The sequence below is a fragment of the Rhizobium sp. BK376 genome (assembly GCF_004341625.1).
GTDB lineage: Bacteria > Pseudomonadota > Alphaproteobacteria > Rhizobiales > Rhizobiaceae > Rhizobium.
Window position 1 is genome coordinate 179,606 of record NZ_SLZG01000004.1, and the last position, 25,601, is coordinate 205,206.

A 25,601-nucleotide genomic window follows, 5' to 3' on the forward strand; every position below is an offset into this window, starting at 1 on the left:
CTTACCCTCTTTCCCTAACCTCAGAGCGCTTCCGCGCCCGAAATGATTTCAATGAGTTCCTTGGTGATCTGAGCCTGACGCTGGCGGTTGTAGCTGAGCGTCAACTTGTTGATCATCTCACCGGCATTGCGCGTCGCGTTGTCCATGGCGCTCATCTTCGCGCCCATTTCGCCCGCGACATTCTCAAGAAGCGCGCGGAAGACCTGGACGGAGATATTGCGCGGGATCAGATCTTCGAGGATCGATGCCGGATCCGGCTCATATTCGTAGATAGCGCTCGAGTGCTCGCTATCCTGGACAGCAGGAGCCTCGGCCGAAGTCGGGACGAGCTGCAGTGCCGTCGGGACCTGGCTGATCACCGATTTGAACTCGGAATAGAACAGCGTGCAGACGTCGAACTCGCCTTCTTCGAACATCTCGATGATGCGCTTGCCGATAGCGTCAGCATTCTCGAAGCCGATCTTCTTGACTTCGCGCAGTTCCTTGCGCTCGACGATCAGCGATGCGAATTCGCGGCGCAGGATGTCGTAGCCCTTTTTGCCGACGGTGAAGATCTTCACCGTCTTGCCTTCTGCAAGGAGCTTGCGGATGTGATCGCGGGCGAAACGGGCGATCTGCGAGTTGAAACCGCCGCAAAGGCCGCGCTCAGCCGTGCAGACGACGAGCAGATGCACGTCGCTCTTGCCGTTACCGGTCATCAGCAGCGGCGCGTCATCGGCTTCGGTGACGGCTGCGGTGATGTTGGAAAGCACGACGGCCATCCGCTCGGAATAAGGCCGGGCGGCTTCGGCCGCCTCCTGCGCACGCCGAAGCTTCGCCGCGGCGACCATTTTCATCGCCTTGGTGATCTTCTGCGTCGCCTTGACGGAGGCGATCCGGTTTTTCAGATCCTTAAGTGAAGGCATCCGTTATCCGTCCTAGAAGTGAGGCCCGATCAGGCGAAAGACTTGGCGAAGCTATCGAGGGCAGCCTTGAGCTTGTCCCGGGTCGCGTCGCTGATGGCCTTCTCGTTGCGGATCGCGTCGAGGATATCCTTGCCTTCCGACCGCAGGTAGGAAAGCAGTCCCTGCTCGAACTTGCTGACGGATGCGACCGGCAGCTTGTCGAGGTAACCGTTAACACCCGAAAAGATCACAGCAACCTGCTCTTCCGTCTTCAGCGGCGAGAACTGCGGCTGCTTCAGGAGCTCGGTCAGGCGCGCACCACGGTTCAGCAGGCGCTGCGTGGCGGCATCGAGGTCCGAGCCGAACTGGGCGAAGGCGGCCATTTCGCGATACTGGGCGAGTTCGCCCTTGATCGAGCCGGCAACCTGCTTCATCGCCTTGATCTGGGCCGCAGAACCAACACGGGAAACCGAGAGACCGACGTTAACGGCCGGACGGATGCCCTGGTAGAACAGGTCGGTTTCAAGGAAGATCTGGCCGTCGGTGATCGAGATCACGTTGGTCGGAATGAAGGCAGAAACGTCGTTGCCCTGCGTTTCGATAACAGGCAGAGCGGTCAGCGAGCCGGCGCCCTTGTCGTCGTTCATCTTTGCAGCGCGCTCAAGCAGACGCGAGTGCAGGTAGAAAACGTCGCCCGGATAGGCTTCGCGGCCCGGCGGGCGGCGCAGCAGCAGCGACATCTGACGGTAGGAAACGGCCTGCTTGGACAGGTCGTCGTAGCCGATCAGCGCGTGCATGCCGTTGTCACGGAAATATTCGCCCATGGCGCAACCGGCAAATGGTGCCAGGAACTGCATCGGGGCCGGATCGGAAGCCGTGGCAGCGATGATGATCGAGTACTTCAGCGCGCCGCGCTCTTCGAGCACCTTGACGAACTGGGCAACGGTCGAACGCTTCTGACCGACGGCGACGTAGACGCAGTAGAGCTTTTCCTGTTCCGGGCCGTTGTCGTGGATCGGCTTCTGGTTCAGGAAGGCGTCGAGCAGGATGGCGGTCTTACCGGTCTGGCGGTCGCCGATGACGAGCTCGCGCTGGCCGCGACCGACCGGGATGAGGGCGTCGATGGCCTTGAGGCCGGTCGACATCGGCTCATGAACCGACTTGCGCGGAATGATGCCGGGAGCCTTGACTTCGACGCGCGAACGGCGGGTCGCATTGATCGGGCCCTTGCCGTCGATCGGATTGCCGAGCGCGTCGACGACGCGGCCGAGCAGTTCCGGACCAACCGGAACGTCAACGATCGCGCCGGTGCGCTTGACGGTGTCGCCTTCCTTGATGTCACGGTCGGAGCCGAAAATAACGACACCGACGTTGTCGGATTCAAGGTTCAGGGCCATGCCGCGAACGCCGCCCGGGAACTCGACCATTTCGCCCGCCTGGACGTTGTCGAGGCCGTAGACGCGGGCAATACCGTCACCGACGGAAAGAACCTGGCCGACTTCGGAGACTTCAGCTTCTTGGCCGAAGTTTTTGATCTGATCTTTCAGAATTGCGGAAATTTCCGCGGCGCGGATATCCATCAGCCAACCTCTTTCAATGCAAGCTTAAGGGTAGAGAGTTTGGTACGAAGAGACGTATCGATCTGGCGGGAGCCGACCTTGACGATCAGGCCACCCAGGATCGACGGATCAACCGTAACAGCGATTGCAACGTTCTTGCCGGTAACGCCATGAAGCGCCGCCTTGAGTTCGTCTTCCTGCGCCGGGGTCAGCGCATGGGCCGAAGTAACTTCGGCGGAAATTTCGCCGCGATGCTCTGCAGCAATCTGGCGGAAGGACTTGATCATGCCAGGAAGGGCAAAAAGGCGGCGGTTACGCGCCACGACCTTCAAGAAATTGGCAAAGAAACCGCTGATGCCGGCCTTTGCAGCGATCGCCTCGATTGCCTTCAGCTGCTCGTCCGAAGAGAAAACCGGGCTTCCGATGAAGCGCTTCAGATCAGCGCTCTCGTCAAGCATTTTCTGGAAAGCGTCGAGGTCGCTGGAAACTGTGTCGACGGCGCCTTCCTCAAGAGCCAACTCGAACAGCGATGAGGCATATCGTTCTGCGACACCAGAAATATGCTGGGATGTGTCTGGCACGGGCACAATTTTCCCTGATTTCAACCCAAGAACTCAGCATCCGGCAGGCGGAAGCCTTATGGTCTTGAATTCGTTTTGATTTCCCCCAGAAATCAGCAAGAGCTTCCTCTCACTTCATCCGAAATTCGGGGTCCGTCTAACATAGGATGTTGAGACTCGCAACACGCGTAATCACCGAATAAGCCTTTCGCGTGAATTTCTGATGGCAAAAACGCCAAAATGCCCTGATGCGGTGCACAATGATTGCGTTGCGGATCGCGTTTTTGATTAAATGAAACTGAAAGCGTAAAGTAGAGGCAGTGCCGCCAGGACGACTTGCACAACCAGAAGCAGCAAGTTGACGATGACCCCGCCACCGCGATCCGACATCAGCGACAGGATGCGGCCGAAAGCCGCGAGCGCGAAGGAAGCACCGAGCGCTATGTAGATCGTCGGCTGGGCGAGCAGGATCGCCGCAAGCCCGAAACCGAGATAGAACCCGCCGACCGAGCGCGATTCCGCATAAGCCCCTTGCCGCCCCTCGCGCACCTGCAGCCCATAGAACTTATAGGCAAGGCCCGGCGCAAACATCATCAAAAGACCGACGAGCGCGGTAAAAGCCGCAGCACAAAAGGCGAGCTGTTCACCCAGCTCCGTCGGAAAATAAAGCTCCATCGATCGTCCCCAAATCAGCGGATTATGTAAGCCGACTTATGGCACAAAGCGAAAACGGAAGAAATGTCCAATACAGACACGGGTCGGTTGGACTTAATTATTTGAAAAAATGTGCATTATCCCTTTATACGGTGAACCCTCGGGAAATGGGATAATTCCCGGCGATGGACAGCCGTATCCAATTGAGCCAGTGAATTACAGGAAACTCTGCGGATCGATGTCGAGCTGGACCTGGACCGAGCCGCGCTCCTTCGGCCCCTGCGACAGCATGGCGCGCAGGAAGCCCTGCATGTCGGAATTCCTTCGGCCGTGGACCAGCAGGCGAAAGCGGTGACGGCCGCGAACGAGCGCGAGCGGCGCCTCCGCAGGCCCGAGAACCGCGATGCCCTGCACCTGCGGCGCGGCATTGCGGATGCCACGCGCATGGCCTTCCGCATCCTGACGCGTATCGGCCGAAACGATGATCGACGCCAGCCGGCCGAAGGGCGGAAGCACGGCCCTTTCCCGCTCCGAAATCTCCCGCTCGTAGAACGCGCCTGCATCGCCTGACACAATCGCCTGCATGACGGGATGCTGCGGCTGGTAGGTCTGGAGCAGGCCGTGGCTCTTGAGACCCGTGCGCCCCGCTCGGCCCGTCACCTGCGACAGCAGCTGGAAGGTTCGCTCGGCAGCCCGCGGATCGCCGTTTGCAAGGCCTAGATCGGCATCGACGATGCCGACCAGCGTCATCAGCGGGAAATTATGCCCCTTGGCGACCAGCTGCGTGCCGATGACGATATCCGCCTCCCCCTTGGCAATCGCCTCCAGCTCCAGCCGAAGCCGCTTTACGCCACCCGTGATGTCGGAGGAAAGCACGATGGTGCGCGCCTCAGGAAAATGCTTCTCCACTTCCTCGGCAATGCGCTCGACGCCCGGCCCGCAGGCAACCAGATGGTCGAGCGTTCCACAATCGGGGCACGCCTCGGGCGTGCGCTCCGAATAGCCGCACTGATGGCATTGTAGCTGGTTTCGGAAGCGATGCTCGACGAGCCAGCTCGAACATTGCGGGCACTGGAAGCGATGGCCGCAGACGCGGCAGAGCGTCAGCGGCGCATAGCCGCGTCTGTTGAGGAAGAGCAGCGCCTGCTCTCCCCGCTCCACCGTCTTGCCGATCCCTCGCAGGAGCACCGGCGAGAGAAAGCCGCCGCGCTCCGGTGCATGCCGGCGCATATCGATCAGATGCAGGTCCGGCAGCGCCGCATCCCCGAAACGGGTCGGCATATGCACGGTGTTGTAGCGGCCGGCCTGCCCGTTCACCTGGCTTTCGACCGATGGCGTTGCCGAGACCAGGACGACGGGGAAATCGCCGATCCTGCCGCGTACGACCGCCATGTCGCGAGCATTGTAGAAGACCCGGTCTTCCTGCTTGTAGGCGGGATCGTGCTCCTCGTCGACGATGATGAGGCCAAGGTCTTCGAATGGCAGGAACAGCGCCGATCGCGCCCCCGCCACCACCCGGACCTCGCCCGTGACAGCCTGCCGCCAGACCTTTTCCCGCATGCGCGGCGCCAGATCGGAATGCCATTCGGCAGGCTTGGCGCCGAACCGACGCTCGAAACGTTCCAGGAAGGCGGATGTCAGCGCAATCTCGGGCAGGAGGATCAGCACCTGCTTGCCCCGCCTCAGCGTCTCGGCGATCGCTTCGAAATAAACCTCCGTCTTGCCCGAGCCGGTCACGCCGTCGATCAGCGATACGGAGAACTCCTGGGCGTCGATATCGCCGAGAATTTCCTCCGCCGCCTCCCGCTGCGGCCCTTCCAGGCGTGCGGCGGTAAAATCCGGGTCCGGCTTTGCGACGACGGGCGGCGGCGCCAAAAAGATCGTCTCGAAGATGCCCTGCGCAATCAATCCGTCGACGACGCTGAGCGAGACGCCGGCCGCATGCGCAAGGCCGCTGCGTGTCCACGACACCCCGTCATTGGCAAGTTCCATCACCCGCGTCCGCGCTGGCGTCATGCGCTCGGGCTGACCGCCGACGAAGCGCAAGCCCTCCACCATCGGCTCCGGCTCGAAAGCGTTCGGCGCACGCAACGCCATGCGCGCCACCAGCCCGGGCGGCGAAAGCGTATAGGAGGCGACCCAATCGATGAAATCGCGCATCTCCTTGGTGAGCGGCGGGCAATCGAAGACATGGCTGATCGGCCGCAGCTTCTTCGGATCAAGCTTATCGTCCTCGCCGCCGTCCCAGACGACGCCGATAACCTGCCGCGGACCGACGGGCACTTGAACGACGGACCCGGGCTCAACATGCACGCCGTCGGGCACCGCATAGGAATAGGGTGTCGCCACCGGCAGGGGCACCAGGACAGGCACCGTCCGCGTCGCGACAGGCGCCTTGAACAACTCTCCAAAAAGATCGGTCGAATCCGTAGTCATCGCGCCGGACCATGCCCCCAAAGGCACGAAAAGAAAACCCGCCCTTTCATTCCGGCCCTTTCATTCCGGCTAGTCCTCCTCGTCCTCATCTTCTCCGGCGATGACGCCGGTCAGCCGCATGCCCTCGATCCAGGTCGCGCCGTCTTCCTTGATCACTCGCCTCGGGCGGACACCGCAGCGCGACTGCAGCGCCTCGGCAAGCTGCATCGAATGGGTAACGACCCAGATCTGGCTGCGCTTCGACGCCTCCGCGATCATGTCGGCGAGCGGCCCCAGCATGTCCGGATGCAGGCTCGCCTCCGGCTCGTTGAGCGCGATAAAGGGCGGTAGCCGATAGGACAGCAGAGCGGCCGCCAGACCGAGAAAGCGAATCTGCCCATCCGAAAGCTCGCGGGGGTGGAAGGTGCGATAGGGAAAATCGGGCAGCGTCAGCGCAAATTCCGCCGTTTCGCCCGGATCAGGCACGACAAGACGAGCGCCGCCGAGCGCGGAAGCAACGATGCGATCGAGATCGACGGTATCCTGCCGCGTATGGGTCAGCGTCGCAAAGACCGCCGCCAGATTGGCGCCGTCCTCGTCCAGGATTGGAGCAGTCACGGCGAGACACGGATGACGCAGCGGCGAAGCGCGATCCGTGCGAAACCCATGAAAGAAGCGCCAGTTGGCAACCATGCGTCGGAACGCGGCAATCTCGGGAAAATGTCCGGCATCGCCGAGAACGGCAATCGCGGTTTCGGACGTCAGCGCCTGGTCGGGATAGTCCTCCATCCGCCCGGCGCTATTGCGCACGGAGATCGACGGTCCGGCGCGCTTCATCATGCTGACGGAGCGGTGGCCGGTCTGGATAGAGAGTTCCTCGGCCTTCACCTGCGGCTCCAGTGCAAAGCCTGCAGCGGCACCGGGAGGACGAAGTCCTGTCTCGACCCGATAGCGGAAAGCCGCGGCCCGCTCCTCGTCAAGGATTTCCACCTCGAAACAGATGCGCGCCGGATCTTTCGGTTTGCTTCTCGGCCCTGACCACAAAACCGACAGCATGCCGCCCTCGATCGCCAACTCATGCGCCAACCTGCCGTTGATAGCAGCCTGCACCAGCTGCAAGGCGCGATAGAGATTGGATTTGCCGGTGCCATTCTCGCCGATAAAGACCGTCATATCCCCGAGATCCATGCGGATCGATCGGAGCGAGCGATAGTTCTGGGCGAACATGGAACGAAGGCGCATTGCGGAATTTCTATACGATTACGGCAGAAAAAGAAGGGCGCTCAACCGAACCGATAGATGTGCGTATAGTTTTCGCATTGCATCGGCTGAAATCCCATCGCGTGCCAGAACAGCGCGGCATCGGGGTCACCGGCGTGCACCGTTACCCTATCGGTAAACGCTTTGGCGTGATTGAGGAGCTCGCGTGCAATCATCCGGCCAATGCCGCGGCCACGATACTGCGGCAGCACGTAGAAACGCCGCATCCGGAGCCAATCGACGCGCGAGAATTCGACCGTCAGCCCGCCGATCGCCACAACATCATTCTCTTCGAGAGCCACAAGCAGCCGCTCTCCGCGCCTTGAGAAGCGGTTAAGCCCGTCTGCCCATTCATCAACAAGGCGGCGGATGTGCTCATAGCCTTCCCGCTCGGCCGCGGAGGCAAGCGGCGTGACATCATCCGGCAAAGTATCAACGACGACACGAAGAGTGACCGTCATCTCAATCAGGCGACCTTTTCGGTCTCGTCCGCGGGCATGATGCTTTCCGCATTGCTCGGCATTGAAAACCGCGCATTGCCGTCTGCAGCAAGATCGAAGACCGTGTGCTGTTCCAGCGCTTTGGTCACCTCGTTGACATCGCCATCCAATGCTTCCGGCTGGATCAGATGACCGATCTGAAATTCGAAACGGTCACCGCGCTTGTTCAGAAGCTCGTGGAAGACGGTCATGTCGCGCAGTTCCGTCGACCATTTGGCGAGCCAGTAGAACAAGCCGGAATTGCGCGCCGTCAAGTGAACCGGCAGGATCGGCAGATTATATTTCCGCGCCAGCCCGACGGCCGAGGTCTTCCACGGGCGTTCGTTCAACTTGCCATTCGCCCAATAAGCGATGCGGCCGGAGGGAAACAGCACCGTGGCCTTGCCTTCCTTCACGGCGGCATTGGTCAGTTGCAGCGTCTCGCGCGTCTTGAGCTTGCTCTTGTATTCCTCGCGCCACTCGACCGGGATGATCATCTCGGCAAAACGCGGATTGACCCGGACTGCGTCGCGGTTGGCAAAGACCATCATGTCCGGCCGCCGCTCCTTCAGGAGGTCGAAGACTGCGACGCCATCGGCAATGCCGGTCGGATGGTTGCTGACGAGGATGAAACCGCCCTTGGCGGGAATGCGGTCGGCATCCGACACCCTGATATCAAGGCGCAGAAGGTCGCTCATATATTCGAAACACTGGAAGCCCGGCATGTTCGCGACATCGTCGGCAAAGGCGATGGCCTTGTGATAGCGCAACACGATGTGGAGAAACGGGCGCATCAGCGGCCAGAGCGGATTCTTGACGATCTTCTCTCCGCGCTCGGCGATCAATGTGTCGACGACATGACCCGGCTGTCCTTGGGAAACGAGTGCGATATGATCCGCAAGCTGTCCCAGTGCAGTCGTTGAAGCGCGGCGTGCCATGAAAAATCCTGAATATTTGGCTTACCCTATCGCAATCGATTGTGATCGAAGCATGACAAGATTGCATGACAGGGATCAGGGAAAGTTAGCGATTCCATAACCTTCCATCTAGCAAAGTGGCAGACTGAATTGCAAATTCAAGAGGTGTTTTGCTGAGCGAATTGTTGATCATCGCCGATCCGGCCCTGATGGCCGAACGCCAGCATTGGCTCGCCGCGCTTGAGAGCGAACGACGGCTTTCGGACCACACGCTGGACGCCTATGAGCGCGATACACGGCAATTTCTCGCCTTCCTGACAGGCCATCTCGGCGGTCCAGCGACCATCAAGGACATACACGCGCTTCGTCCGGCCGATTTTCGCGGCTTCCTCGCTACGCGCCGCAAGGATGGAGCCGGCGCGCGCTCGCTCGGCCGCAATCTTGCAGGCCTTCGCTCCTTCCTGCGCTATCTGGAAAAGAAGGGCCTGGTGAACGCCGCCGGCGCCGGCGCCGTCCGCTCGCCGAAACAGCCGAAGTCCCTGCCGAAGCCGCTCTCCGATTCGCAGGCGATTACGGTCACTGGCGACAATGCGCAGATGCATGACGAACCCTGGATCGCTGCCCGCGACGCCGCCGTCCTGACCCTGCTCTATGGCTGCGGCCTGCGCATTTCGGAAGCACTTGGCCTGATGCCCTCGGATATTGGCCCCGGAACGACGGCGCTCAGGATCACCGGCAAGGGCAACAAGACTCGCATCGTACCGCTGCTTTCCCTCGTCGGCGAAGCGGTCGAAAAATACCGCAAGATCTGCCCCTATCATCTCGAGGATGGCAAACCGCTCTTCCGCGGCGCCCGCGGCGGCCCGCTGCAGCCGGCAATCATCCAGCGCGGCATGCAGAAGCTGCGCAGCGCCTTCGGCCTGCCGGATAGCGCGACACCGCACGCGCTGCGCCATTCCTTCGCCACCCATCTGCTTGCCGGCGGTGGCGATCTGCGTACAATCCAGGAGTTGCTTGGCCACGCCAGCCTGTCAACGACGCAGGTCTATACCGGCGTCGATGCCGCGAGACTGCTGGAAGTCTATGACCGGGCGCATCCCAGGGCGTAAGAAAGCGTTAACCTGATACCTTAAGGGAAAATGCGTGCGACCGGAGTAGAACCGGAATCCAATATCCGCACCTCAGAAGGCCGAAATGATTTCTGCTGTCGACAACAGTTCCCGTTCGATAATGCCCAAGGCATCGACTGTCCTTCTGTGGGTGGCCGCCGCCGTACCGGCAGCCCTGCTGGCTGCGCTGGTCCTGACCACGATCTCGCTGCGGACGGCCAACGCTGCTGACGATGCCGCAGCCTGCACGGGCAAGAACCTCCTGACGGACCTTCAGCAGACGGATCCGGCGAAATACGCTTCGATCATGGCGGAAGGCGACAAGGTCGCCAATGGCAAAAGCATCTTCTGGAAGATCGAGAAGCCGGGCATGAGGCCTTCCTGGCTGCTCGGCACCATGCATGTCACCGACCCGCGCGTCCTGTCGATGCCCAAGGGTGCCGCCGAGGCGGACAAGGCCGCCGATACGATCATCGTCGAATCCGACGAAATTCTCGACGAGAAGAAGGCAGCCCTTGCCCTCCTCGCCAAGCCTGAGCTGACGATGTTCACCGACGGATCGACGATCAGCAAATATCTCTCCGCCGATGACAATGCCAAGCTTGAGGCCGGCCTCAAGGAGCGGGGCATTCCGCTCACCGCGGTTTCCCGCATGCGGCCATGGATGATCTCCAGCGTCGTGGCATTGCCGCCCTGCGAAATCGCCCGCAAGGCCAAGGGCGCCGAATTCCTGGATCAGAAACTGGCCGTCGATGCCGCCGCCGCAGGCAAGCAGGTAAAGGGCCTCGAGACGCTCGCAGACCAGCTACAGGCCATGGCGGACCTTCCGACCGAATTTCATCTGAAGTCACTGATCGAGACGCTTCAGCTCGGCGACAAGATGAACGACGTCGTCGAGACAATGACCGATCTCTATCTTTCCGGCGACATCGGCGCCACTATGCCGATGCTGAAGATTGCTGCCCCTGACGGCGACGACGGCGATAGCGACTATGCCGCCTTCGAACAGCGCATCATCCTCGATCGCAACAAGGTCATGGCCGAGCACGCCGCCCCGATTCTCGCAAACGGCAATGTCTTCATGGCCGTGGGCGCCTTGCATTTGCCCGGCGACCAGGGGCTGGTGGAGTTACTACGCAAGCAGGGCTTTACGGTCACGGCTGTACAGTAAAATACACAACCGTCACTTGACTTTTATTGTGCAGCCGAAGAAATTTCCCGCAAAACTACAGTTGCGGCAGCATACAGATAATGGTTTTCAACCCGACTTTACCTGACATGGCGAAGGTTCTAGGAACCTTCGCGTTTCACATCATTGTACTTCTCTTCCTGCTCGTCCCAGCGAACGCATCGCCAACCTCCGCGCCAGATACCATGAAGTGTCCAGCTTCAAGTGTGCTGCCGCGAATGAAAGCGAGTCAGCCGGAGCGTTATCGGACCTTTCTCAAAGAGGCCCGCTCGATCCGAAACGGCAGACACATTGTTTGGAAGATCGAAAGGAAGGGGCTGAAACCATCGTGGCTTTTCGGCACAATTCACACAAGGGATCCACGCGTCTTCACTCTCCCGCCCAACGCATTCAATGCCTTCGACAAAGTCGATGCCGTGCTTGTCGAAATTAAGGAGCTTCTCCAACCGACTTCCATTAAACTCGAAGTATGGAAGCATCCGGAGTTGGCGATGCTTCAAGACAGTAGGCTCGACAATCTATTGCCGCCAGAGGAGACGGTCGAACTCGCGACCTCTTTGAAACAGCGCGGGCTGCCGCTCGATCTCGTTGCGAGGATGCGGCCCTGGTATCTGACGTTCAACTTGGGAACACTCACATGCGAGACCCGCCTGATAAGAGCCGGCAGGGGCTTTCTCGATCAATCGATCGCGCAAAAAGCACTAGATAAGAAGATCACACTTGTCGGTCTCGAAACTCCCCTGGAGCAGCTTCAGGCGTTCGCTCGCGTTCCCGACGCCTTTATGCTTGAGGCTCTTCGGCGATCGCTTACGCTACCCTACAGCAATGACGATCAATTGGAGACGGAAATCGATCTCTACAAAGCACATGATATCGGGAAAATCATCGCACTGGGCGATTTTTTCTTGGCCGATCAGGCAATCGCCCAGTCATACACGCAATACGTTGTTACTGATCGCAACAAGATTATGGCCGAACGCGCCAAACCCTATCTGGATAAAGGTCGCGCTATGATCGCTGTCGGCGCGGCGCATCTTCCCGGCGACGAGGGGCTAGTCGAACTCCTGCGCAAGCAAGGCTTTACGGTCACGGCTGCGGATTGAGGGCGGCACGATTGAGATTGATGAGCGCCGTTTCGACGATGAGATTGTGAAACGGCGTGATTGCCATCAGATAGAGTTTTCCAAACAATACTTTGCGCCGAACAAGCGTTGTCGAGCTGACGAATGTTCGCCCATCGCGTTCGTTGACATCGATAACAGCGCGGAAATCGAGGTGGCGGTCGTCGAAGCCGAGCACCACCTGACGGGCGGACCGGCTTACGACAGGAAAGATGCCGATCATGTCGATATCGCCGGGCTTATGCGCCGTCGACGGTTTGATCCCGAAAGGCGCGACCAAGGCGTCGCGGATCGTTATCAGCACCTTTACCCAATAGGGAAAACGGCCCAGGACCAATCGGGCTGCCTCGTCAGCTCTCATGCTCCGGCCGACAGCGATCTGGTAGCAATCCGCCCAATCGGCACCGGGCAACGCCGGATGTGGCAGGCGTGGTACAATTTTCGTCGGTTTGGCAAAATCGTTCTGCATCGCGAGGCCGGTCCGCTTGCGTCTACGGCGCAGCATACCACCGCGTGACGTCCCCTGCTTGGCCTATTGTGAGGCTGCGACAATGCGTATTGGCACTCTCTGGTGGGGAGCCGCAACCGGTGCTGCGGCTCCCGAGACGAATCACATATGGATCGGCTTGAACGTAGCTGCCATCGCAGCTTCCTTCACCGCTTCCGACATGGTCGGGTGCGCGTGGCAGGTGCGGCCGAGATCTTCCGACGAACCGCTGAATTCCATCAGGACGGTGATCTCGTGGATCATCTCGCCGGCGCCGAAGCCGACGATATGGCCGCCGAGAACCTTGTCGGTTTCCTTGTCGGCCAGGATCTTCACGAAGCCATCCGTCGCAAGCATCGCGCGAGCGCGGCCGTTGGCGGTGAAGGGGAACTTGCCGACCTTGTAGGCGATGCCTGCGGCCTTCAGCTCTTCCTCGGTCTTGCCGACGGAAGCCACTTCCGGCTGCGTGTAGACGACAGCGGGAATGACATCGTAGTTCACATGGCCAGCCTGGCCGGCCAAGATTTCGGCAAGCGCCACACCTTCATCTTCAGCCTTGTGCGCCAGCATCGGGCCCTTGACCACGTCGCCGATCGCATAGATGCCGGCGACATTGGTCTTGAAATGGCCGTCTATTTCCACGCGACCGCGGTTGTCCAGCTTCACGCCGGCTTCTTCAAGGCCGAGGCCTGATGTGTAGGGCTTGCGGCCGGTGGAGATCAGCACGACATCGGCATCAAGCACGACCTTGTCGCCGCCCTTGACCGGCTCGAACGTCACCTTCGCGCCGGCGCCGGACTTTTCAACACCGGTCACCTTGGCGCCGAGATGGAATTCGAGGCCCTGCTTGGCGAGCAGGCGCTGGGTCTGCTTCGACACTTCGCCGTCCATGCCGCCGAGGATGGTGTCGAGATATTCGACAACGGTGACCTTGGCGCCGAGGCGCGACCAGACCGAGCCGAGCTCGAGGCCGATGACGCCGCCGCCGACCACGATCATGCTGCCGGGAACCTTGTCGAGCGCGATACCGCCGGTCGACGAGATGATGACCTTCTCATCGACTTCGACCGGAACGCCGGGAATGCCTGCAACGTCGGAGCCGGTGGCGATGACGATATTCTTGCCCTCGATTTCCTGGACCTTGCCGTCTTCGGCGGTTACGGAAACCTTGCCGGCCGCGACGATCTTGCCCGTGCCGATGAAGCTGTCGATCTTGTTCTTCTTGAACAGGAAGGCGACGCCATCGACGTTGGACTTCACCGTCGCATCCTTGTGCGCCATCATCTTGGAAAGATTGAGCGTCGGTGCGCCGACTTCGATACCGAGCGCATCCATGCCGTGACCGGCCTGATGGAACATCTCGGAAGCATGCAGCAGCGCCTTCGACGGAATGCAGCCGATGTTCAGGCAGGTGCCGCCGAAGGTCGTGCGCTTTTCCACGACCGCGACCTTGAGGCCGAGCTGTGCCGCCTTGATGGCGCAGACATAGCCGCCGGGGCCGGTTCCGATAACAATCACATCATAGGACATTGTTTAATTTCCTTTTTTTGAAGGCGTCCAATTAATCGGCGGCGCGCTCAAGCGCCAAACGGAAACCGGAGCAGGCCGAAGCCGCACCGGGAAATACGGGTGAACTGTCGTCCGGCGCTGAAACGCTCGCGCAACGGCCTGACGATGAAGAGGATCGAAACGACTGCATGTCTACCCCTATCGGCCGCCGCTCACATTGAGGATCGAGCCGGTTATATAGGAAGCGGATGGAGACAGCAGGTAGAGCACGGCGTCGGCGACTTCCTCCGACGTACCGACCCGGCCCATCGGCAGCGTTGGCCCGAGGTCCCGGACGCGATCCGGCAGTCCACCGGACGCATGGATGTCAGTGTCGATAATACCGGGGCGAATGCAGTTGACCCGAATTCCCTCCGCGACCACCTCACGCGCAAGGCCGATCGTGAACGTATCGATCGCACCCTTGGAGGCCGCGTAATCGACATATTGGCCGGGGCCACCGAAGATCGCGGCCATGGAAGAGATATTGACGATCGAGCCGCCCTTGCCGCCGTGGCGCGTCGACATGCGAAGCACGGCTTCCTTGGCGCAGAGGATCGAGCCGGTGATGTTGATGCGGAACATCCGGTCGAGCCGCTCCGGCGACATCTGGTCGACGCGCTGCACCATATCGACGATCCCGGCATTGTTGACGAGCCCGTCAAGCCGGCCGAAATGGCGGTCGGCGGCCTCGAATATCGAAGCGATCCCGGCAACATCACCGACATCGCCCGCAATCGCGATGGCATCGCTACCGGCCGCACGGACCGCGTCGACCACCTGATCGGCGGCTTGCTTGTTCGAGGCGTAATTGACAACCACACGCCAGCCCTGGCGCGCCGCGCCGATGCAGATCGCAGCCCCGATGCCGCGGCTGCCGCCCGTGACCAGAAGTACCGGAGAATTATCGCTCATCTTCCATCCTCACCGCAAAACGCCAACGAACATCAGGACGAGACCTGTCAACGAAACCGCCCAGATCAACGAACGCCAGGGGCTGAGACCGAGGAGATAGGCGGGCAAATAGGCAAGCCGCGCCCAGAACCACAACAGGATGCCCCAATGGGTCAAGGCATCAGCCCGTCCCGCGGCGACAGCGACAACCGTAAGCGCAATGAAAACAGGATATGTTTCCTGAAAATTGCGAAATGCGCGGGTCGCGCGCCCCGTCAGGAGATTGGGTTCCGGCTCGTCATCACGCGTCGAATTGGCCTCCGCCACGCCCGACTGGAGGCGATAGACGCTCGCCTGGACCATCATGTAGATGAAGGCCAGCGCCGTGCTCCACAGGAGATAGGTCAGTTCGAACGACATGGAGAATGCCCCGGAATGGCAGAAAGGGCCGCTCGTGGCGGCCCTGCACCGTTCTTAGAGATCGAGAACCAGACGTTCCGGATCTTCCAGGCTTTCCTTGACGCGGACGAGGAAGGTAACCGCTTCCTTGCCGTCGACGATACGGTGGTCGTAGGAGAGCGCGAGATACATCATCGGGCGGATGACGATCTGGCCGCCGACGACAACAGGACGGTCCTGGATCTTGTGCATGCCGAGAATGCCCGACTGCGGCGCATTCAGGATCGGCGAGGACATCAGCGAACCGTAGACACCGCCATTGGTGATGGTGAAGGTGCCGCCCTGCATGTCGGCCATCGACAGCGTGCCATCACGGGCAGCCTTGGCGAGACGGCCGAGGTCCTTTTCGATCTCGGCGATCGACATCTGGTCTGCATCGCGGATGATCGGAACGACGAGGCCCTTGTCGGTGCCGACGGCCATGCCGATATGGCAGTAGTTCTTGTAGATCAGGTCGGTGCCGTCGATCTCGGCGTTGACGGCCGGCAGTTCCTTCAGCGCATGGGTCACGGCCTTGGTGAAGAAGCCCATGAAGCCGAGCTTGACGCCATGCTTCTTTTCGAAGACGTCCTTGTACTTGGCGCGCAGGTCCATCACGGCCTTCATGTCCACCTCGTTGTAGGTGGTGAGCATGGCGGCGGTGTTCTGGGCGTCCTTCAGGCGCTTGGCGATCGTCTGGCGCAGGCGGGTCATCTTGACGCGCTCTTCGCGCCCTGCGTCTTCGACCGTCGACGGGCCGCGGGCGGCGACCGGAGCTGCAGCCGGTGCGGCTGCGACAGGAGCCGCAATGCCCTTGGCAACGGCAGCGATCACGTCACCCTTCAGGACCTGGCCACGCTTGCCGCTGCCGTCGACCTGATCGACCGAGAGGTTGCTTTCAGCAAGCAGCTTGGCAGCAGCCGGAGCCGGCGGCATGGAGGAAGCAGCCGGAGCTGGAGCAGAAACGACGGGCGCAGCAGGAGCTGCGGCAGCGGCCGGAGCAGCAGCGCCGACAGTTTCGGCAACCTTTGCAGCGGCGGGTGCGGCGGTAGCGCCGGCACCTTCGGCGATCTGGCCGAGCAGTGCGCCGAGACCGACCGTTTCGCCAGCCTGCGCAACGATTTCCGAAAGCGTTCCGGCAGAAGGAGCCGGCACTTCGATCGTCACCTTGTCGGTTTCAAGCTCGAGGAGCGGCTCGTCGGCCTTGACGACATCGCCGACCTTCTTGAACCAGGTACCAACGGTCGCTTCACTGACGGACTCGCCGAGGGTTGGAACGCGGATTTCTGTGGCCATTGTTCAAATCCTGAATTTTTTGATCGTTATGAGTTGGACGGCGCTCCGGCAGAAGCTTGCCGGAGAATGATCGAAGGAATGGGCGAAACGTCGAAGCGGAAACCGATACCTGCAAGGATCACGGGATCGGCATCGCCGACCGCCTTGGCAGCGTCGGCATCAGCGACTTCGATGATTGCCATCCCCCATGCGCCTTCTCTTTCGAAGACCGGGCCGACGGCGATCGCCATCCCGGTCTCTGCATTCTGCCGCCAGTAGGCGGCGTGACGTTGCATGGCGGCCATCTCTTCAGCGGTCGCATCATGCGGGAAGCTGGGGCGCGGTGGCGTCAATTTCAGATGAAAATAAGCCATCGCGCCAACTCCTTAACCGCCGAGCGCATCCTCGAGGAATGCGGCGAGCTGCGCCAGATGCTTGGACATCAGGCCCGTCGCCGGAGAGGCGGCGGCCGGACGGCCGGTGTAGCGAACCCGCTGGTACTTGGCATCGATATGGGCAAGCACCCATTCCAGATAAGGATCGATGAAGGACCATGCGCCCATGTTCTTCGGCTCTTCCTGGCACCAGACCATTTCCGCGTTGCGGAAGCGGCTGAGCTCGTTGATGAGCGCCTTGGCCGGGAACGGATAGAGCTGCTCGATGCGCAGCAGGTAAACATCGTCGATGCCGCGCTTTTCGCGCTCTTCCAGAAGGTCGTAATAGACCTTGCCGGTGCACATGACGACGCGGCGGATCTTGGCATCCTTCTGCAGCTTGATCGGGCCGTCCTTGATCACCTCGGCGTCGTCCCACAGCAGGCGGTGGAACGAGGATTCGCCGGCGAGTTCGGCAAGGCTCGATACGGCGCGCTTGTGGCGCAGCAGCGACTTCGGCGTCATCAGGATCAGCGGCTTGCGGAAATCACGCTTCAACTGACGGCGCAGGATGTGGAAGTAGTTCGCCGGCGTCGTGACGTTGGCGACCTGCATGTTGTCTTCCGCGCAGAGCTGGAGGTAGCGCTCCAGACGGGCCGAAGAGTGTTCCGGGCCCTGGCCTTCATAGCCATGCGGCAGAAGGCAGACGAGACCGGACATGCGCAACCACTTGCGTTCGCCCGAGGAGATGAACTGGTCGAACACGACCTGCGCACCGTTGGCAAAGTCGCCGAACTGAGCTTCCCAGAGGGTCAGCGCGTTCGGACGGGCCAGCGAATAGCCGTATTCGAAGCCGAGTACGGCTTCTTCAGACAGCATCGAGTTGATGACTTCGTAGCGGGCCTGCGTCGGCGACAGGTTTGCGAGCGGGATATAGCGCTCTTCAGTTTCCTGATCGTAGAGAACCGAATGACGTTGCGAGAACGTACCGCGTTCACAATCCTGGCCCGAGAGACGAATCTTGTGGCCTTCCGTGACAAGCGCGCCAAAAGCAAGCGCCTCTGCCATGGCCCAGTCGAGACCTTCGCCGGTCGCGATCATGCCGGCACGGTTTTCCATGAAGCGCTGGATCGTGCGGTGGGCGTTGAAACCTGCCGGGATTTCCGAAAGCTTCCGGCCGATCTCCTTCAGCTGCTTCATCGGGACGGCGGTCTTGCCGCGACGCTGTTCGTCCGCATTGTCGGCAGCGCGCAAGCCGGACCACTCGCCATCAAGCCAGTCGGCCTTGTTCGGCTTGTAGTGCTGGCCAGCCTCGAACTCCTGTTCGAGATGCGCGCGCCAGTCAGCCTTCAGCTTTTCGACTTCGCCTTCGCTGATATGGCCTTCGCCCACCAGACGATCGGCATAGATCTGCAGCACCGTCTTGTGACCACGAATGACCTTGTACATCTTCGGCTGCGTGAAAGACGGCTCATCGCCTTCATTGTGGCCGTATCGACGGTAGCAAAACATGTCGAGGACGACAGGCTTGTGGAACTTCATACGAAATTCCATGGCGATCTTGGCAGCGTAGACGACCGCTTCCGGATCGTCGCCGTTGACATGCAGGATCGGCGCTTCGATCATCTTCGCGACGTCGGACGGATAAGGCGACGAACGCGAGAAGGCCGGATTGGTGGTGAAACCGATCTGGTTGTTGATGATCACATGCATCGTGCCGGCGACGCGATGGCCGCGCAGGCCCGACAGGCCGAGAATTTCAGCGATAACGCCCTGGCCGGCAAAGGCCGCATCGCCATGGATCAGCAGCGGCAGAACCTTGGCGCGCTCGGACAGCGGAATGGTGTCGCCGTCCCAGACGGTTGCGCCCATGTCCTGCTTGGCGCGAGCCTTGCCCATGACGACAGGATCGACGATTTCCAGGTGCGACGGGTTTGCCGTCAGCGACACGTGGATCTTGTTGCCGTCGAATTCGCGATCGGACGAGGCGCCCAGGTGATACTTGACGTCACCAGAACCTTCGACTTCGTCAGGTGCGTAGGAGCCGCCCTTGAACTCGTGGAAGATGGCGCGGTGCGGCTTGCCCATGACCTGGGAGAGCACGTTCAGGCGGCCGCGATGGGCCATGCCGAATACGGCTTCACGCAGGCCGAGCGAACCGCCGCGCTTGAGGATCTGCTCCAGCGCCGGGATCAGCGATTCACCGCCGTCGAGACCGAAGCGCTTGGTGCCCTTGAAGCGAACGTCGAGGAACTGCTCGTAGCCTTCGGCTTCGACCAGCTTCTGCAGGATGGCCTTCTTGCCCTCGGGGCTGAAGGCAACACCCTTGTCCGGCCCTTCGATGCGCTCCTGGATCCAGGACTTCTCTTCCGGGTTGGACATGTGCATGAACTCGACGCCGAGCGTCGAGCAATAGGTGCGCTCGAGAATCTCGATCATCTCCCGGATGGTCGCGTATTCAAGACCGAGCACGTTGTCGATGAAGATCTTGCGATCGTAATCGGCGGACGTGAAGCCGTAATTTTCCGGCGACAGCTCGTGATAATCTTCGACCGGGGCCGCGATGCCGAGCGGATCGAGCTTGGCATGCAGGTGACCACGCATGCGATAGGCGCGGATCATCATGATGGCGCGAACCGAATCGCGGGTCGCCTGCAGCACGTCGGTCGCGCTGGCGGGGGTGCCTGCAGCCTCGGCCTTCGCCTTCAGCTTGGTTTCGACAACCTTCTCGACAATGCCCCAATCGCCGTCGAGGGCCGATACGAGATCGCCCCGTGCCGGGATCGGCCAGTTCTTGCGCTGCCAGGACGCGCCCTTGGCCGCCTTCTTCACATCGTCGGGATTATCTTCCAGAGCCTTGAAGAAGGTCCGCCACTGATCGTCTACCGATGTGGGATCTTCCTCGTAGCGCGCGTAGAGCTGCTCGATATAGGCAGCGTTGGCGCCATCCAGAAACGAAGTGATCTGAAACTGTTCGTTGGCTTCTTGCCGTGCCATGGCGATATGCGGACGCTTCCGTCCGCCTCCTGACTTCGATGAATCCGCCGGTCGCATTGCCGGCTACCGCATTCTCTGGACCGTTTGCGCTTTTCTCGCGAAACGCTCCTATCTTCCCGATTTTTCGCAATTCCGGACAAAACCGCTGCGCAGCTTTGCTGGAATTGCTTCATTGCCGCCTGTCCGCGGCGCATCTGCTCTTGAACGAATGGACCGGGCGAGGTGCAGATGCCGCTCCTCGCCCGGTTTAATAAGTCGGATCAGCCCTTGAGGACTTCAACCAGCGTCTTGCCGAGGCGTGCCGGGGAAGGAGACACCTTGATGCCTGCCGATTCCATGGCAGCGATCTTGGATTCCGCATCGCCCTTGCCGCCGGAAACGACAGCGCCGGCGTGGCCCATGGTGCGGCCCTTCGGAGCGGTACGGCCAGCGATGAAGCCGGCCATCGGCTTCTTGCGGCCCTTCTTGGCTTCGTCCTTGAGGAACTGGGCTGCATCTTCTTCAGCCGAGCCGCCGATTTCGCCGATCATGATGATCGAGGTCGTGGCTTCGTCAGCGAGGAACATTTCGAGCACGTCGATGAACTCGGTGCCCTTGACCGGGTCGCCGCCGATGCCGACAGCCGTCGTCTGGCCGAGACCTTCGTTCGAAGTCTGGAAGACAGCTTCGTAGGTCAGCGTGCCCGAACGGGAAACGATACCGACCGAACCCTTGCGGAAGATCGAGCCCGGCATGATGCCGATCTTGCATTCTTCCGGCGTCAGGATGCCCGGGCAGTTCGGGCCGAGCAGGCGAGACTTGGAGCGGTCGAGGCGAGCCTTGACGCGGACCATGTCCATGACCGGGATGCCTTCGGTGATGCAGGTGATGAACGGGATCTCGGCGTCGATCGCCTCGATGATCGCATCTGCTGCACCAGCCGGCGGAACGTAGATGACGGACGCGTCGGCGCCGGTCTTTTCCTTGGCTTCGGCAACGGTCGCGAAGATCGGCAGGGTTTCGCCCTTGGAGCCGGTCCAGGTTTCGCCGCCCTTCTTCGGGTGGATACCGCCGACCATCTGGGTGCCGTAATAAGCAAGGGCCTGTTCCGTGTGGAACGTGCCGGTCTTGCCGGTCAGGCCCTGAACGAGGACCTTGGTATTCTTATTGACGAGAATGGACATTCTTTCAGATCCTTCAAATTAGCCGTTGATCGCCGCGACGATCTTCTTGGCCGCATCGTCCAAGTCGTCAGCTGCCGTGATCGCGAGACCCGATTCGTTCAGGATCTTCTTGCCGAGCTCGACATTGGTGCCTTCGAGGCGCACGACGAGCGGAACCTTGAGGCCGACTTCCTTCACCGCGGCGATGACGCCTTCAGCGATGACGTCGCACTTCATGATGCCACCGAAGATGTTGACGAGGATGCCCTCGACCTTCGGGTCCGCGGTGATGATCTTGAAGGCTGCAGCAACCTTCTCCTTGCCGGCGCCGCCGCCGACGTCACAGAAGTTCGCCGGCTCCTTGCCGTAAAGCTTGATGATGTCCATCGTCGCCATGGCAAGACCTGCGCCGTTGACCATGCAGCCGATGTTGCCGTCGAGGGCAACGTAAGCGAGGTCCCACTTGGAGGCTTCGATTTCCTTGGCGTCTTCTTCGGTCTCGTCACGCAGCGTCTTGACGTCGTCGTGGCGGAAGAGCGCGTTGCCGTCGAAGGACATCTTGGCGTCGAGAACGCGCAGGTGGCCGTTCTTCATGACGATCAGCGGGTTGACTTCGAGGAGAGCCATGTCCTTTTCGCCGAACGCCTTGTAAAGCGCCGGGAAGAGCGACTTCGCATCTTCGGCTGCTGCACCGGTCAGTTCCAGAGCCTTGGCGATCTTGGCAACGTCGTCAGCGGTTACACCGGCTTCCGGGTTGATGGCGATCGTGTGGATCTTCTCCGGCGTGTCGTGGGCGACAGCTTCGATGTCCATGCCGCCTTCGGTCGAAACGACGAAGGCAACCTTGCCAACCGAACGGTCGACCAGGAGCGAGCAGTAAAGCTCACGCTCGATGTCAGCGCCGTCTTCGATGTAGAGGCGGTTGACCTGCTTGCCGGCAGGGCCGGTCTGGGCAGTTACCAGCGTGTTGCCGAGCATCTCCTTGGCATGGGCCACGACTTCGTCGATCGACTTGGCGAGACGAACGCCGCCCTTGGCATCAGGGCCGAGTTCCTTGAACTTGCCCTTGCCGCGACCACCGGCATGGATCTGGCTCTTGACCACGTAAAGCGGACCTGGGAGCGACTTGGCGGCAGCTTCGGCTTCCTCGACCTTGAGGATAGCCACGCCTTCAGCGACCGGTGCGCCGTAACCCTTGAGCAGGGCCTTGGCCTGATATTCGTGAATGTTCATTTGGGAAGATCCCTGTTTCGATTACTTGAGCGCCAGATTACTTGAGGGACGGCGCGATGTTGATGCAGGCTTCGCAAAGACCGGCGACAGCAGCGACGGACTTGTCGAAGGCTTCCTTCTCGGTCTTGTTCAGGTCGATCTCGATGATGCGCTCGATACCGCCGGCACCGATGACGGTCGGAACACCGACATACATATCCTTGACGCCGTACTGGCCGTCGAGGTGAGCGGCGCAGGGCAGAACGCGCTTCTTGTCCTTGAGGTAGGATTCGGCCATTTCGATCGCGGAAGCAGCCGGTGCGTAGTAGGCCGAGCCGGTCTTCAGCAGGCCGACGATTTCCGCGCCGCCATCACGAGTGCGCTGGATGATTTCTTCGAGGCGTTCCTTGGTGACCCAGCCCATGGTGACGAGGTCGGTCAGCGGAATGCCGCCGACGGTCGAGTAGCGCGCAAGCGGAACCATCGTGTCGCCGTGGCCGCCGAGAACGAATGCCGTGACGTCCTGGACGGAAACGTTGAATTCCTGCGAGAGGAAGAGGCGGAAGCGCGAGCTGTCGAGAACGCCGGCCATGCCGACGACCTTGTTGGCCGGGAGGCCCGAGAACTTCTGCAGCGCCCAGACCATGGCGTCGAGCGGGTTGGTGATGCAGATGACGAAAGCGTTCGGGGCATACTTCTTGATGCCGGCGCCGACCTGCTCCATGACTTTGAGGTTGATACCGAGAAGGTCGTCGCGGCTCATGCCGGGCTTGCGGGCAACACCTGCAGTGACGATGCAGACATCGGCGCCTTCGATGGCGGAATAGTCGCTGGCACCGGTGAGGTTCGCGTCGAAACCTTCGACCGGCGAAGACTGAGCGATATCGAGGCCCTTGCCCTGGGGGATGCCGTCAGCGATATCGAACAGGACGATGTCGCCGAGTTCCTTCAGGCCGGCGAGATGCGCCAGCGTGCCACCAATCATGCCAGAACCAATGAGAGCGATCTTATTGCGCGCCATTTCGGTAAATCCTTTGCGGTCAAATCCATGATCGACAGTTTTAGCCTCGATCACTGCCGCCAATCGCATAGACCCAAAGTCAAAAAATGGCAATTGATTATTTTTGGGCGAGCAAATTCAATCGGTTAGATATCAAAATTCTTACGTAAACGTAAGACAAAGTCTCAACAAATCGTTACTCAGCTGCTCGTCTAGCATGAGTCTGTGACAAATATTCGGCGCTGCGCATTTCAAAAAGCCGTGAAGCGGTGCGATCGAATTCGAAGCCTTCGGTGCCGCGCCGCTCAATCAGAAGCTCCTCCGGCATTGCCTCCGCCGATATATAGAGGCGAACGGAATGATCGTAGAGCGTGTCGACAAGAATGATGAAGCGCTTGATCTGATTACGCTTATCCGCCCCCATCTTCGGCACGCGATCGAGAAAGATCGTGTCGAAACGGTCGGCGATCGCCAGGAAGTCGGCAGCGCCGAGCGGCTTGTCGCATAGATCCTCAAACGAGAACCGCGCCATCCGATCGACGGCGAGCGGCACGTGGATGGAGCGGCCCTTCATCGGGATCTCTGTCGGCGAAGCCTTGCGGCCGGCAAGCGCATGCGCCCAGGTCGCATCCATCGCCATGTCGTTGCGCCGATTGAGCGGCGTCAGATAGACCGGCTGGCTGTTGAGCTTCTCCATCCGGTAATCCGTCGGTGAATCCAGGGAAACGATGTCGACATACCGCTTCAGGAGGTCGATGAACGGCAGGAAGAGGCCACGGTTCAGGCCATCCTTGTAGAGATTGTCAGGCTCGACGTTCGAGGTCGCGACGAGCACGCAGCCCAGCGAAAAGAGCTCCGAAAACAGCCGCGACAGGATCATCGCATCGGCGATGTCGGTGACCGAGAATTCATCGAAGCACAGCAACTCCGCCTGGGCGAACAGATCGGCGGCGACGGGCGGCACGGGGTCGGCCTGCTTCGTCTCGCCGTTCTTGAACTTCAGGCGGTGCGCCGCGATACGGTTATGCACATCGGCCATGAACTCATGGAAATGAGCACGGCGTTTCTTGGCGCAGGGCGCCATTGAAAAGAACATGTCCATCAACATGGTCTTGCCGCGCCCGACGCTGCCGTGGATATAGAGGCCCTTCGCCACCTCCGCCGGCTTCTTCTTTGCCGCGAAAAGCCAGCCGAGAGCGCTGGATTTCGCAGCCGGTCGCTTCTGCTTGAGATGGGAGAGAACGCGATCCAGGGATTTCGCCACATCCATCTGCGCCGCGTCGACCTGGAGGGAACCCGACGCCGTCAGCGACTTCAAGTGTTCGCTGACGCTGATGGAATAATCAGGCATGGGCTGCATGGGGAAACATCCGCCTGTCTGTCGTAAGTAAGGGGCGGCCGTGCAGCCGCCTGCCCGTTTATCGGCTGAGGCTTATCGTCTGGCCGGCGGACGTCGAGCCGTCGAAGCGGGAATCCGCAGTCTTATAGAGCGTGCCGAGCGTGTTGCCGTCGCGGTCCTTCAGCAGGACCTGCTTGCCGGAGACTTCCCAGGAGCCCATAGCCGTCAGCGGACCGACACAGCCACGCGTGCCGCCGCGCGAACCGCTGCCGAGATTGGTGAGGGTCAGGAACATGTCACAGCTGGAACCGCCGTTGCTGACCTTCCAGCTGCCGACCATGGATTCCTTCGTGACATCCTGCGCTGCCGAGGCAAGCTGCGTGTTCTGCTGCTGCACGCCGCCGGGCGCTGGCGCAGTCGTCGTCGGCGCTGCCGGGAACTGCGAGGCGCTGGGATCCGGGAGCTGACCGGCTTGAACGGAAGGAACGGGTGCAGCCTGGAGAGGAGGTGGCGAATAATTGGAAGAACTATATTCGGTGCGTTGGCACCCAGCGAGCGAGAGACCGACGACCGCAGCCACCGCAGCATATTTCAATTGCATCATCACACTCCTGAGATTTCCTGGCCTTGAGCTGAAGCTGGCGCGCAATCACGGCCGAATTATCGTGAAAGGCCCAATTGAATCAAGTCGACGCTAGGAGAATTTGTACCAAGGCAGGATAATCGGAAAAGCATGGGACAAATTTGG

General features: G+C 60.6%; 23 protein-coding genes. 3 read left to right on the forward strand and 20 right to left on the reverse strand.

Annotation, left to right across the window (positions count from 1 at the left end; genetic code table 11):
- Nucleotides 1-20: 20 nt before the first annotated feature.
- The 8 genes from EV561_RS12920 to EV561_RS12955 form a co-directional block, all read right to left on the reverse strand.
- A complete protein-coding gene (locus tag EV561_RS12920) occupies nt 21-905 on the reverse strand; it encodes a F0F1 ATP synthase subunit gamma (protein WP_132522011.1) in 885 nt (294 codons plus the stop codon).
- 29 nt (nt 906-934) lie between these two features.
- A complete protein-coding gene (gene atpA, locus EV561_RS12925; RefSeq protein ID WP_132522013.1) occupies nt 935-2,464 on the reverse strand; it encodes a F0F1 ATP synthase subunit alpha in 1,530 nt (509 codons plus the stop codon).
- Nucleotides 2,464-3,030 (reverse strand): F0F1 ATP synthase subunit delta, encoded by a 567-nt coding sequence (locus EV561_RS12930; protein ID WP_132522015.1) that lies wholly within the window; start codon nt 3,028-3,030, stop codon nt 2,464-2,466. Before EV561_RS12930 ends, atpA begins: the two co-directional genes overlap by 1 nt.
- Nucleotides 3,031-3,291: 261 nt before the next feature.
- Nucleotides 3,292-3,678, reverse strand: a complete 387-nt coding sequence (locus EV561_RS12935; protein WP_132522017.1) for a DUF4345 domain-containing protein — start codon at nt 3,676-3,678, stop codon at nt 3,292-3,294.
- Nucleotides 3,679-3,873: 195 nt separating this feature from the next.
- On the reverse strand, nt 3,874-6,093 hold the full coding sequence (locus EV561_RS12940) for a primosomal protein N' (RefSeq protein ID WP_132522019.1): 2,220 nt from the start codon (nt 6,091-6,093) through the stop codon (nt 3,874-3,876).
- Between the two features lie 69 nt (nt 6,094-6,162).
- Nucleotides 6,163-7,314, reverse strand: coding sequence for an AAA family ATPase (locus tag EV561_RS12945; RefSeq protein ID WP_132522021.1), 1,152 nt, complete (start codon nt 7,312-7,314; stop codon nt 6,163-6,165).
- A 41-nt stretch (nt 7,315-7,355) separates the two neighbouring features.
- Nucleotides 7,356-7,793 (reverse strand): GNAT family N-acetyltransferase, encoded by a 438-nt coding sequence (locus EV561_RS12950; RefSeq protein ID WP_132522023.1) that lies wholly within the window; start codon nt 7,791-7,793, stop codon nt 7,356-7,358.
- Between the two features lie 5 nt (nt 7,794-7,798).
- On the reverse strand, nt 7,799-8,749 hold the full coding sequence (locus tag EV561_RS12955; RefSeq protein WP_132522025.1) for a 1-acyl-sn-glycerol-3-phosphate acyltransferase: 951 nt from the start codon (nt 8,747-8,749) through the stop codon (nt 7,799-7,801).
- A 152-nt stretch (nt 8,750-8,901) separates the two neighbouring features.
- On the opposite strand from EV561_RS12955, the gene EV561_RS12960 reads away from it, so the two are divergent.
- From EV561_RS12960 to EV561_RS12970, 3 genes are all read left to right on the forward strand, one after another.
- The gene (locus EV561_RS12960) at nt 8,902-9,837 is read left to right on the forward strand and encodes a tyrosine recombinase XerC (RefSeq protein ID WP_132522609.1); all 936 of its coding nucleotides are present in this window, start codon (nt 8,902-8,904) and stop codon (nt 9,835-9,837) included.
- A gap of 85 nt (nt 9,838-9,922) precedes the next feature.
- Nucleotides 9,923-11,008 (forward strand): TraB/GumN family protein, encoded by a 1,086-nt coding sequence (locus EV561_RS12965; protein WP_132522027.1) that lies wholly within the window; start codon nt 9,923-9,925, stop codon nt 11,006-11,008.
- Nucleotides 11,009-11,088: 80 nt separating this feature from the next.
- Entirely contained in the window at nt 11,089-12,129 is a 1,041-nt protein-coding gene (locus EV561_RS12970; RefSeq protein ID WP_132522029.1) for a TraB/GumN family protein, read from the forward strand.
- Here EV561_RS12970 and EV561_RS12975 read toward each other — a convergent pair.
- From EV561_RS12975 to EV561_RS13030, 12 genes are all read right to left on the reverse strand, one after another.
- Nucleotides 12,113-12,652, reverse strand: a complete 540-nt coding sequence (locus EV561_RS12975) for a DUF2867 domain-containing protein (protein WP_245512657.1) — start codon at nt 12,650-12,652, stop codon at nt 12,113-12,115. The genes EV561_RS12970 and EV561_RS12975 overlap by 17 nt on opposite strands.
- A gap of 105 nt (nt 12,653-12,757) precedes the next feature.
- Complete coding sequence (gene lpdA, locus EV561_RS12980; protein WP_132522031.1) at nt 12,758-14,164, reverse strand: dihydrolipoyl dehydrogenase; 1,407 nt, start codon at nt 14,162-14,164, stop codon at nt 12,758-12,760.
- Nucleotides 14,165-14,341: 177 nt separating this feature from the next.
- Nucleotides 14,342-15,097: an SDR family oxidoreductase gene (locus tag EV561_RS12985; RefSeq protein ID WP_132522033.1), complete on the reverse strand. Its 756-nt coding sequence runs from the start codon at nt 15,095-15,097 to the stop codon at nt 14,342-14,344.
- Nucleotides 15,098-15,106: 9 nt separating this feature from the next.
- On the reverse strand, nt 15,107-15,496 hold the full coding sequence (locus tag EV561_RS12990; protein ID WP_132522035.1) for an MAPEG family protein: 390 nt from the start codon (nt 15,494-15,496) through the stop codon (nt 15,107-15,109).
- 54 nt (nt 15,497-15,550) lie between these two features.
- A complete protein-coding gene (odhB, locus tag EV561_RS12995) occupies nt 15,551-16,810 on the reverse strand; it encodes a 2-oxoglutarate dehydrogenase complex dihydrolipoyllysine-residue succinyltransferase (protein WP_132522037.1) in 1,260 nt (419 codons plus the stop codon).
- A 26-nt stretch (nt 16,811-16,836) separates the two neighbouring features.
- Complete coding sequence (locus tag EV561_RS13000; protein ID WP_132522039.1) at nt 16,837-17,163, reverse strand: YciI family protein; 327 nt, start codon at nt 17,161-17,163, stop codon at nt 16,837-16,839.
- A 12-nt stretch (nt 17,164-17,175) separates the two neighbouring features.
- On the reverse strand, nt 17,176-20,160 hold the full coding sequence (locus tag EV561_RS13005) for a 2-oxoglutarate dehydrogenase E1 component (RefSeq protein WP_132522041.1): 2,985 nt from the start codon (nt 20,158-20,160) through the stop codon (nt 17,176-17,178).
- Between the two features lie 260 nt (nt 20,161-20,420).
- Nucleotides 20,421-21,323 (reverse strand): succinate--CoA ligase subunit alpha, encoded by a 903-nt coding sequence (sucD, locus tag EV561_RS13010; protein ID WP_132522043.1) that lies wholly within the window; start codon nt 21,321-21,323, stop codon nt 20,421-20,423.
- 18 nt (nt 21,324-21,341) lie between these two features.
- Complete coding sequence (gene sucC, locus EV561_RS13015) at nt 21,342-22,535, reverse strand: ADP-forming succinate--CoA ligase subunit beta (protein WP_132522045.1); 1,194 nt, start codon at nt 22,533-22,535, stop codon at nt 21,342-21,344.
- A 37-nt stretch (nt 22,536-22,572) separates the two neighbouring features.
- On the reverse strand, nt 22,573-23,535 hold the full coding sequence (gene mdh, locus EV561_RS13020) for a malate dehydrogenase (RefSeq protein WP_132522047.1): 963 nt from the start codon (nt 23,533-23,535) through the stop codon (nt 22,573-22,575).
- A gap of 175 nt (nt 23,536-23,710) precedes the next feature.
- Entirely contained in the window at nt 23,711-24,874 is a 1,164-nt protein-coding gene (zapE, locus tag EV561_RS13025) for a cell division protein ZapE (protein WP_132522049.1), read from the reverse strand.
- A 58-nt stretch (nt 24,875-24,932) separates the two neighbouring features.
- Nucleotides 24,933-25,454, reverse strand: a complete 522-nt coding sequence (locus tag EV561_RS13030) for a protease inhibitor Inh/omp19 family protein (protein WP_132522051.1) — start codon at nt 25,452-25,454, stop codon at nt 24,933-24,935.
- Nucleotides 25,455-25,601 lie beyond the last annotated feature (147 nt).

What these genes read in the sequence shown, in the direction of transcription:
- atpA (WP_132522013.1), bottom strand. Translation starts at nt 2,464, where the DNA reads ATGGATATCCGCGCCGCGGAAATTTCCGCAATTCTGAAAGATCAGATC.
- odhB (WP_132522037.1), bottom strand. Translation starts at nt 16,810, where the DNA reads ATGGCCACAGAAATCCGCGTTCCAACCCTCGGCGAGTCCGTCAGTGAA.
- EV561_RS13005 (WP_132522041.1), bottom strand. Translation starts at nt 20,160, where the DNA reads ATGGCACGGCAAGAAGCCAACGAACAGTTTCAGATCACTTCGTTTCTG.
- EV561_RS12965 (WP_132522027.1), top strand. Translation starts at nt 9,923, where the DNA reads ATGATTTCTGCTGTCGACAACAGTTCCCGTTCGATAATGCCCAAGGCA.
- EV561_RS12920 (WP_132522011.1), bottom strand. Translation starts at nt 905, where the DNA reads ATGCCTTCACTTAAGGATCTGAAAAACCGGATCGCCTCCGTCAAGGCG.
- EV561_RS12950 (WP_132522023.1), bottom strand. Translation starts at nt 7,793, where the DNA reads ATGACGGTCACTCTTCGTGTCGTCGTTGATACTTTGCCGGATGATGTC.
- lpdA (WP_132522031.1), bottom strand. Translation starts at nt 14,164, where the DNA reads ATGTCCTATGATGTGATTGTTATCGGAACCGGCCCCGGCGGCTATGTC.
- EV561_RS12970 (WP_132522029.1), top strand. Translation starts at nt 11,089, where the DNA reads ATGGTTTTCAACCCGACTTTACCTGACATGGCGAAGGTTCTAGGAACC.
- zapE (WP_132522049.1), bottom strand. Translation starts at nt 24,874, where the DNA reads ATGCAGCCCATGCCTGATTATTCCATCAGCGTCAGCGAACACTTGAAG.
- EV561_RS13030 (WP_132522051.1), bottom strand. Translation starts at nt 25,454, where the DNA reads ATGCAATTGAAATATGCTGCGGTGGCTGCGGTCGTCGGTCTCTCGCTC.
- EV561_RS12975 (WP_245512657.1), bottom strand. Translation starts at nt 12,652, where the DNA reads ATGCTGCGCCGTAGACGCAAGCGGACCGGCCTCGCGATGCAGAACGAT.
- EV561_RS12985 (WP_132522033.1), bottom strand. Translation starts at nt 15,097, where the DNA reads ATGAGCGATAATTCTCCGGTACTTCTGGTCACGGGCGGCAGCCGCGGC.
- mdh (WP_132522047.1), bottom strand. Translation starts at nt 23,535, where the DNA reads ATGGCGCGCAATAAGATCGCTCTCATTGGTTCTGGCATGATTGGTGGC.
- sucC (WP_132522045.1), bottom strand. Translation starts at nt 22,535, where the DNA reads ATGAACATTCACGAATATCAGGCCAAGGCCCTGCTCAAGGGTTACGGC.
- EV561_RS12945 (WP_132522021.1), bottom strand. Translation starts at nt 7,314, where the DNA reads ATGCGCCTTCGTTCCATGTTCGCCCAGAACTATCGCTCGCTCCGATCG.
- EV561_RS12935 (WP_132522017.1), bottom strand. Translation starts at nt 3,678, where the DNA reads ATGGAGCTTTATTTTCCGACGGAGCTGGGTGAACAGCTCGCCTTTTGT.
- EV561_RS12955 (WP_132522025.1), bottom strand. Translation starts at nt 8,749, where the DNA reads ATGGCACGCCGCGCTTCAACGACTGCACTGGGACAGCTTGCGGATCAT.
- EV561_RS12990 (WP_132522035.1), bottom strand. Translation starts at nt 15,496, where the DNA reads ATGTCGTTCGAACTGACCTATCTCCTGTGGAGCACGGCGCTGGCCTTC.
- sucD (WP_132522043.1), bottom strand. Translation starts at nt 21,323, where the DNA reads ATGTCCATTCTCGTCAATAAGAATACCAAGGTCCTCGTTCAGGGCCTG.
- EV561_RS12940 (WP_132522019.1), bottom strand. Translation starts at nt 6,093, where the DNA reads ATGACTACGGATTCGACCGATCTTTTTGGAGAGTTGTTCAAGGCGCCT.
- EV561_RS13000 (WP_132522039.1), bottom strand. Translation starts at nt 17,163, where the DNA reads ATGGCTTATTTTCATCTGAAATTGACGCCACCGCGCCCCAGCTTCCCG.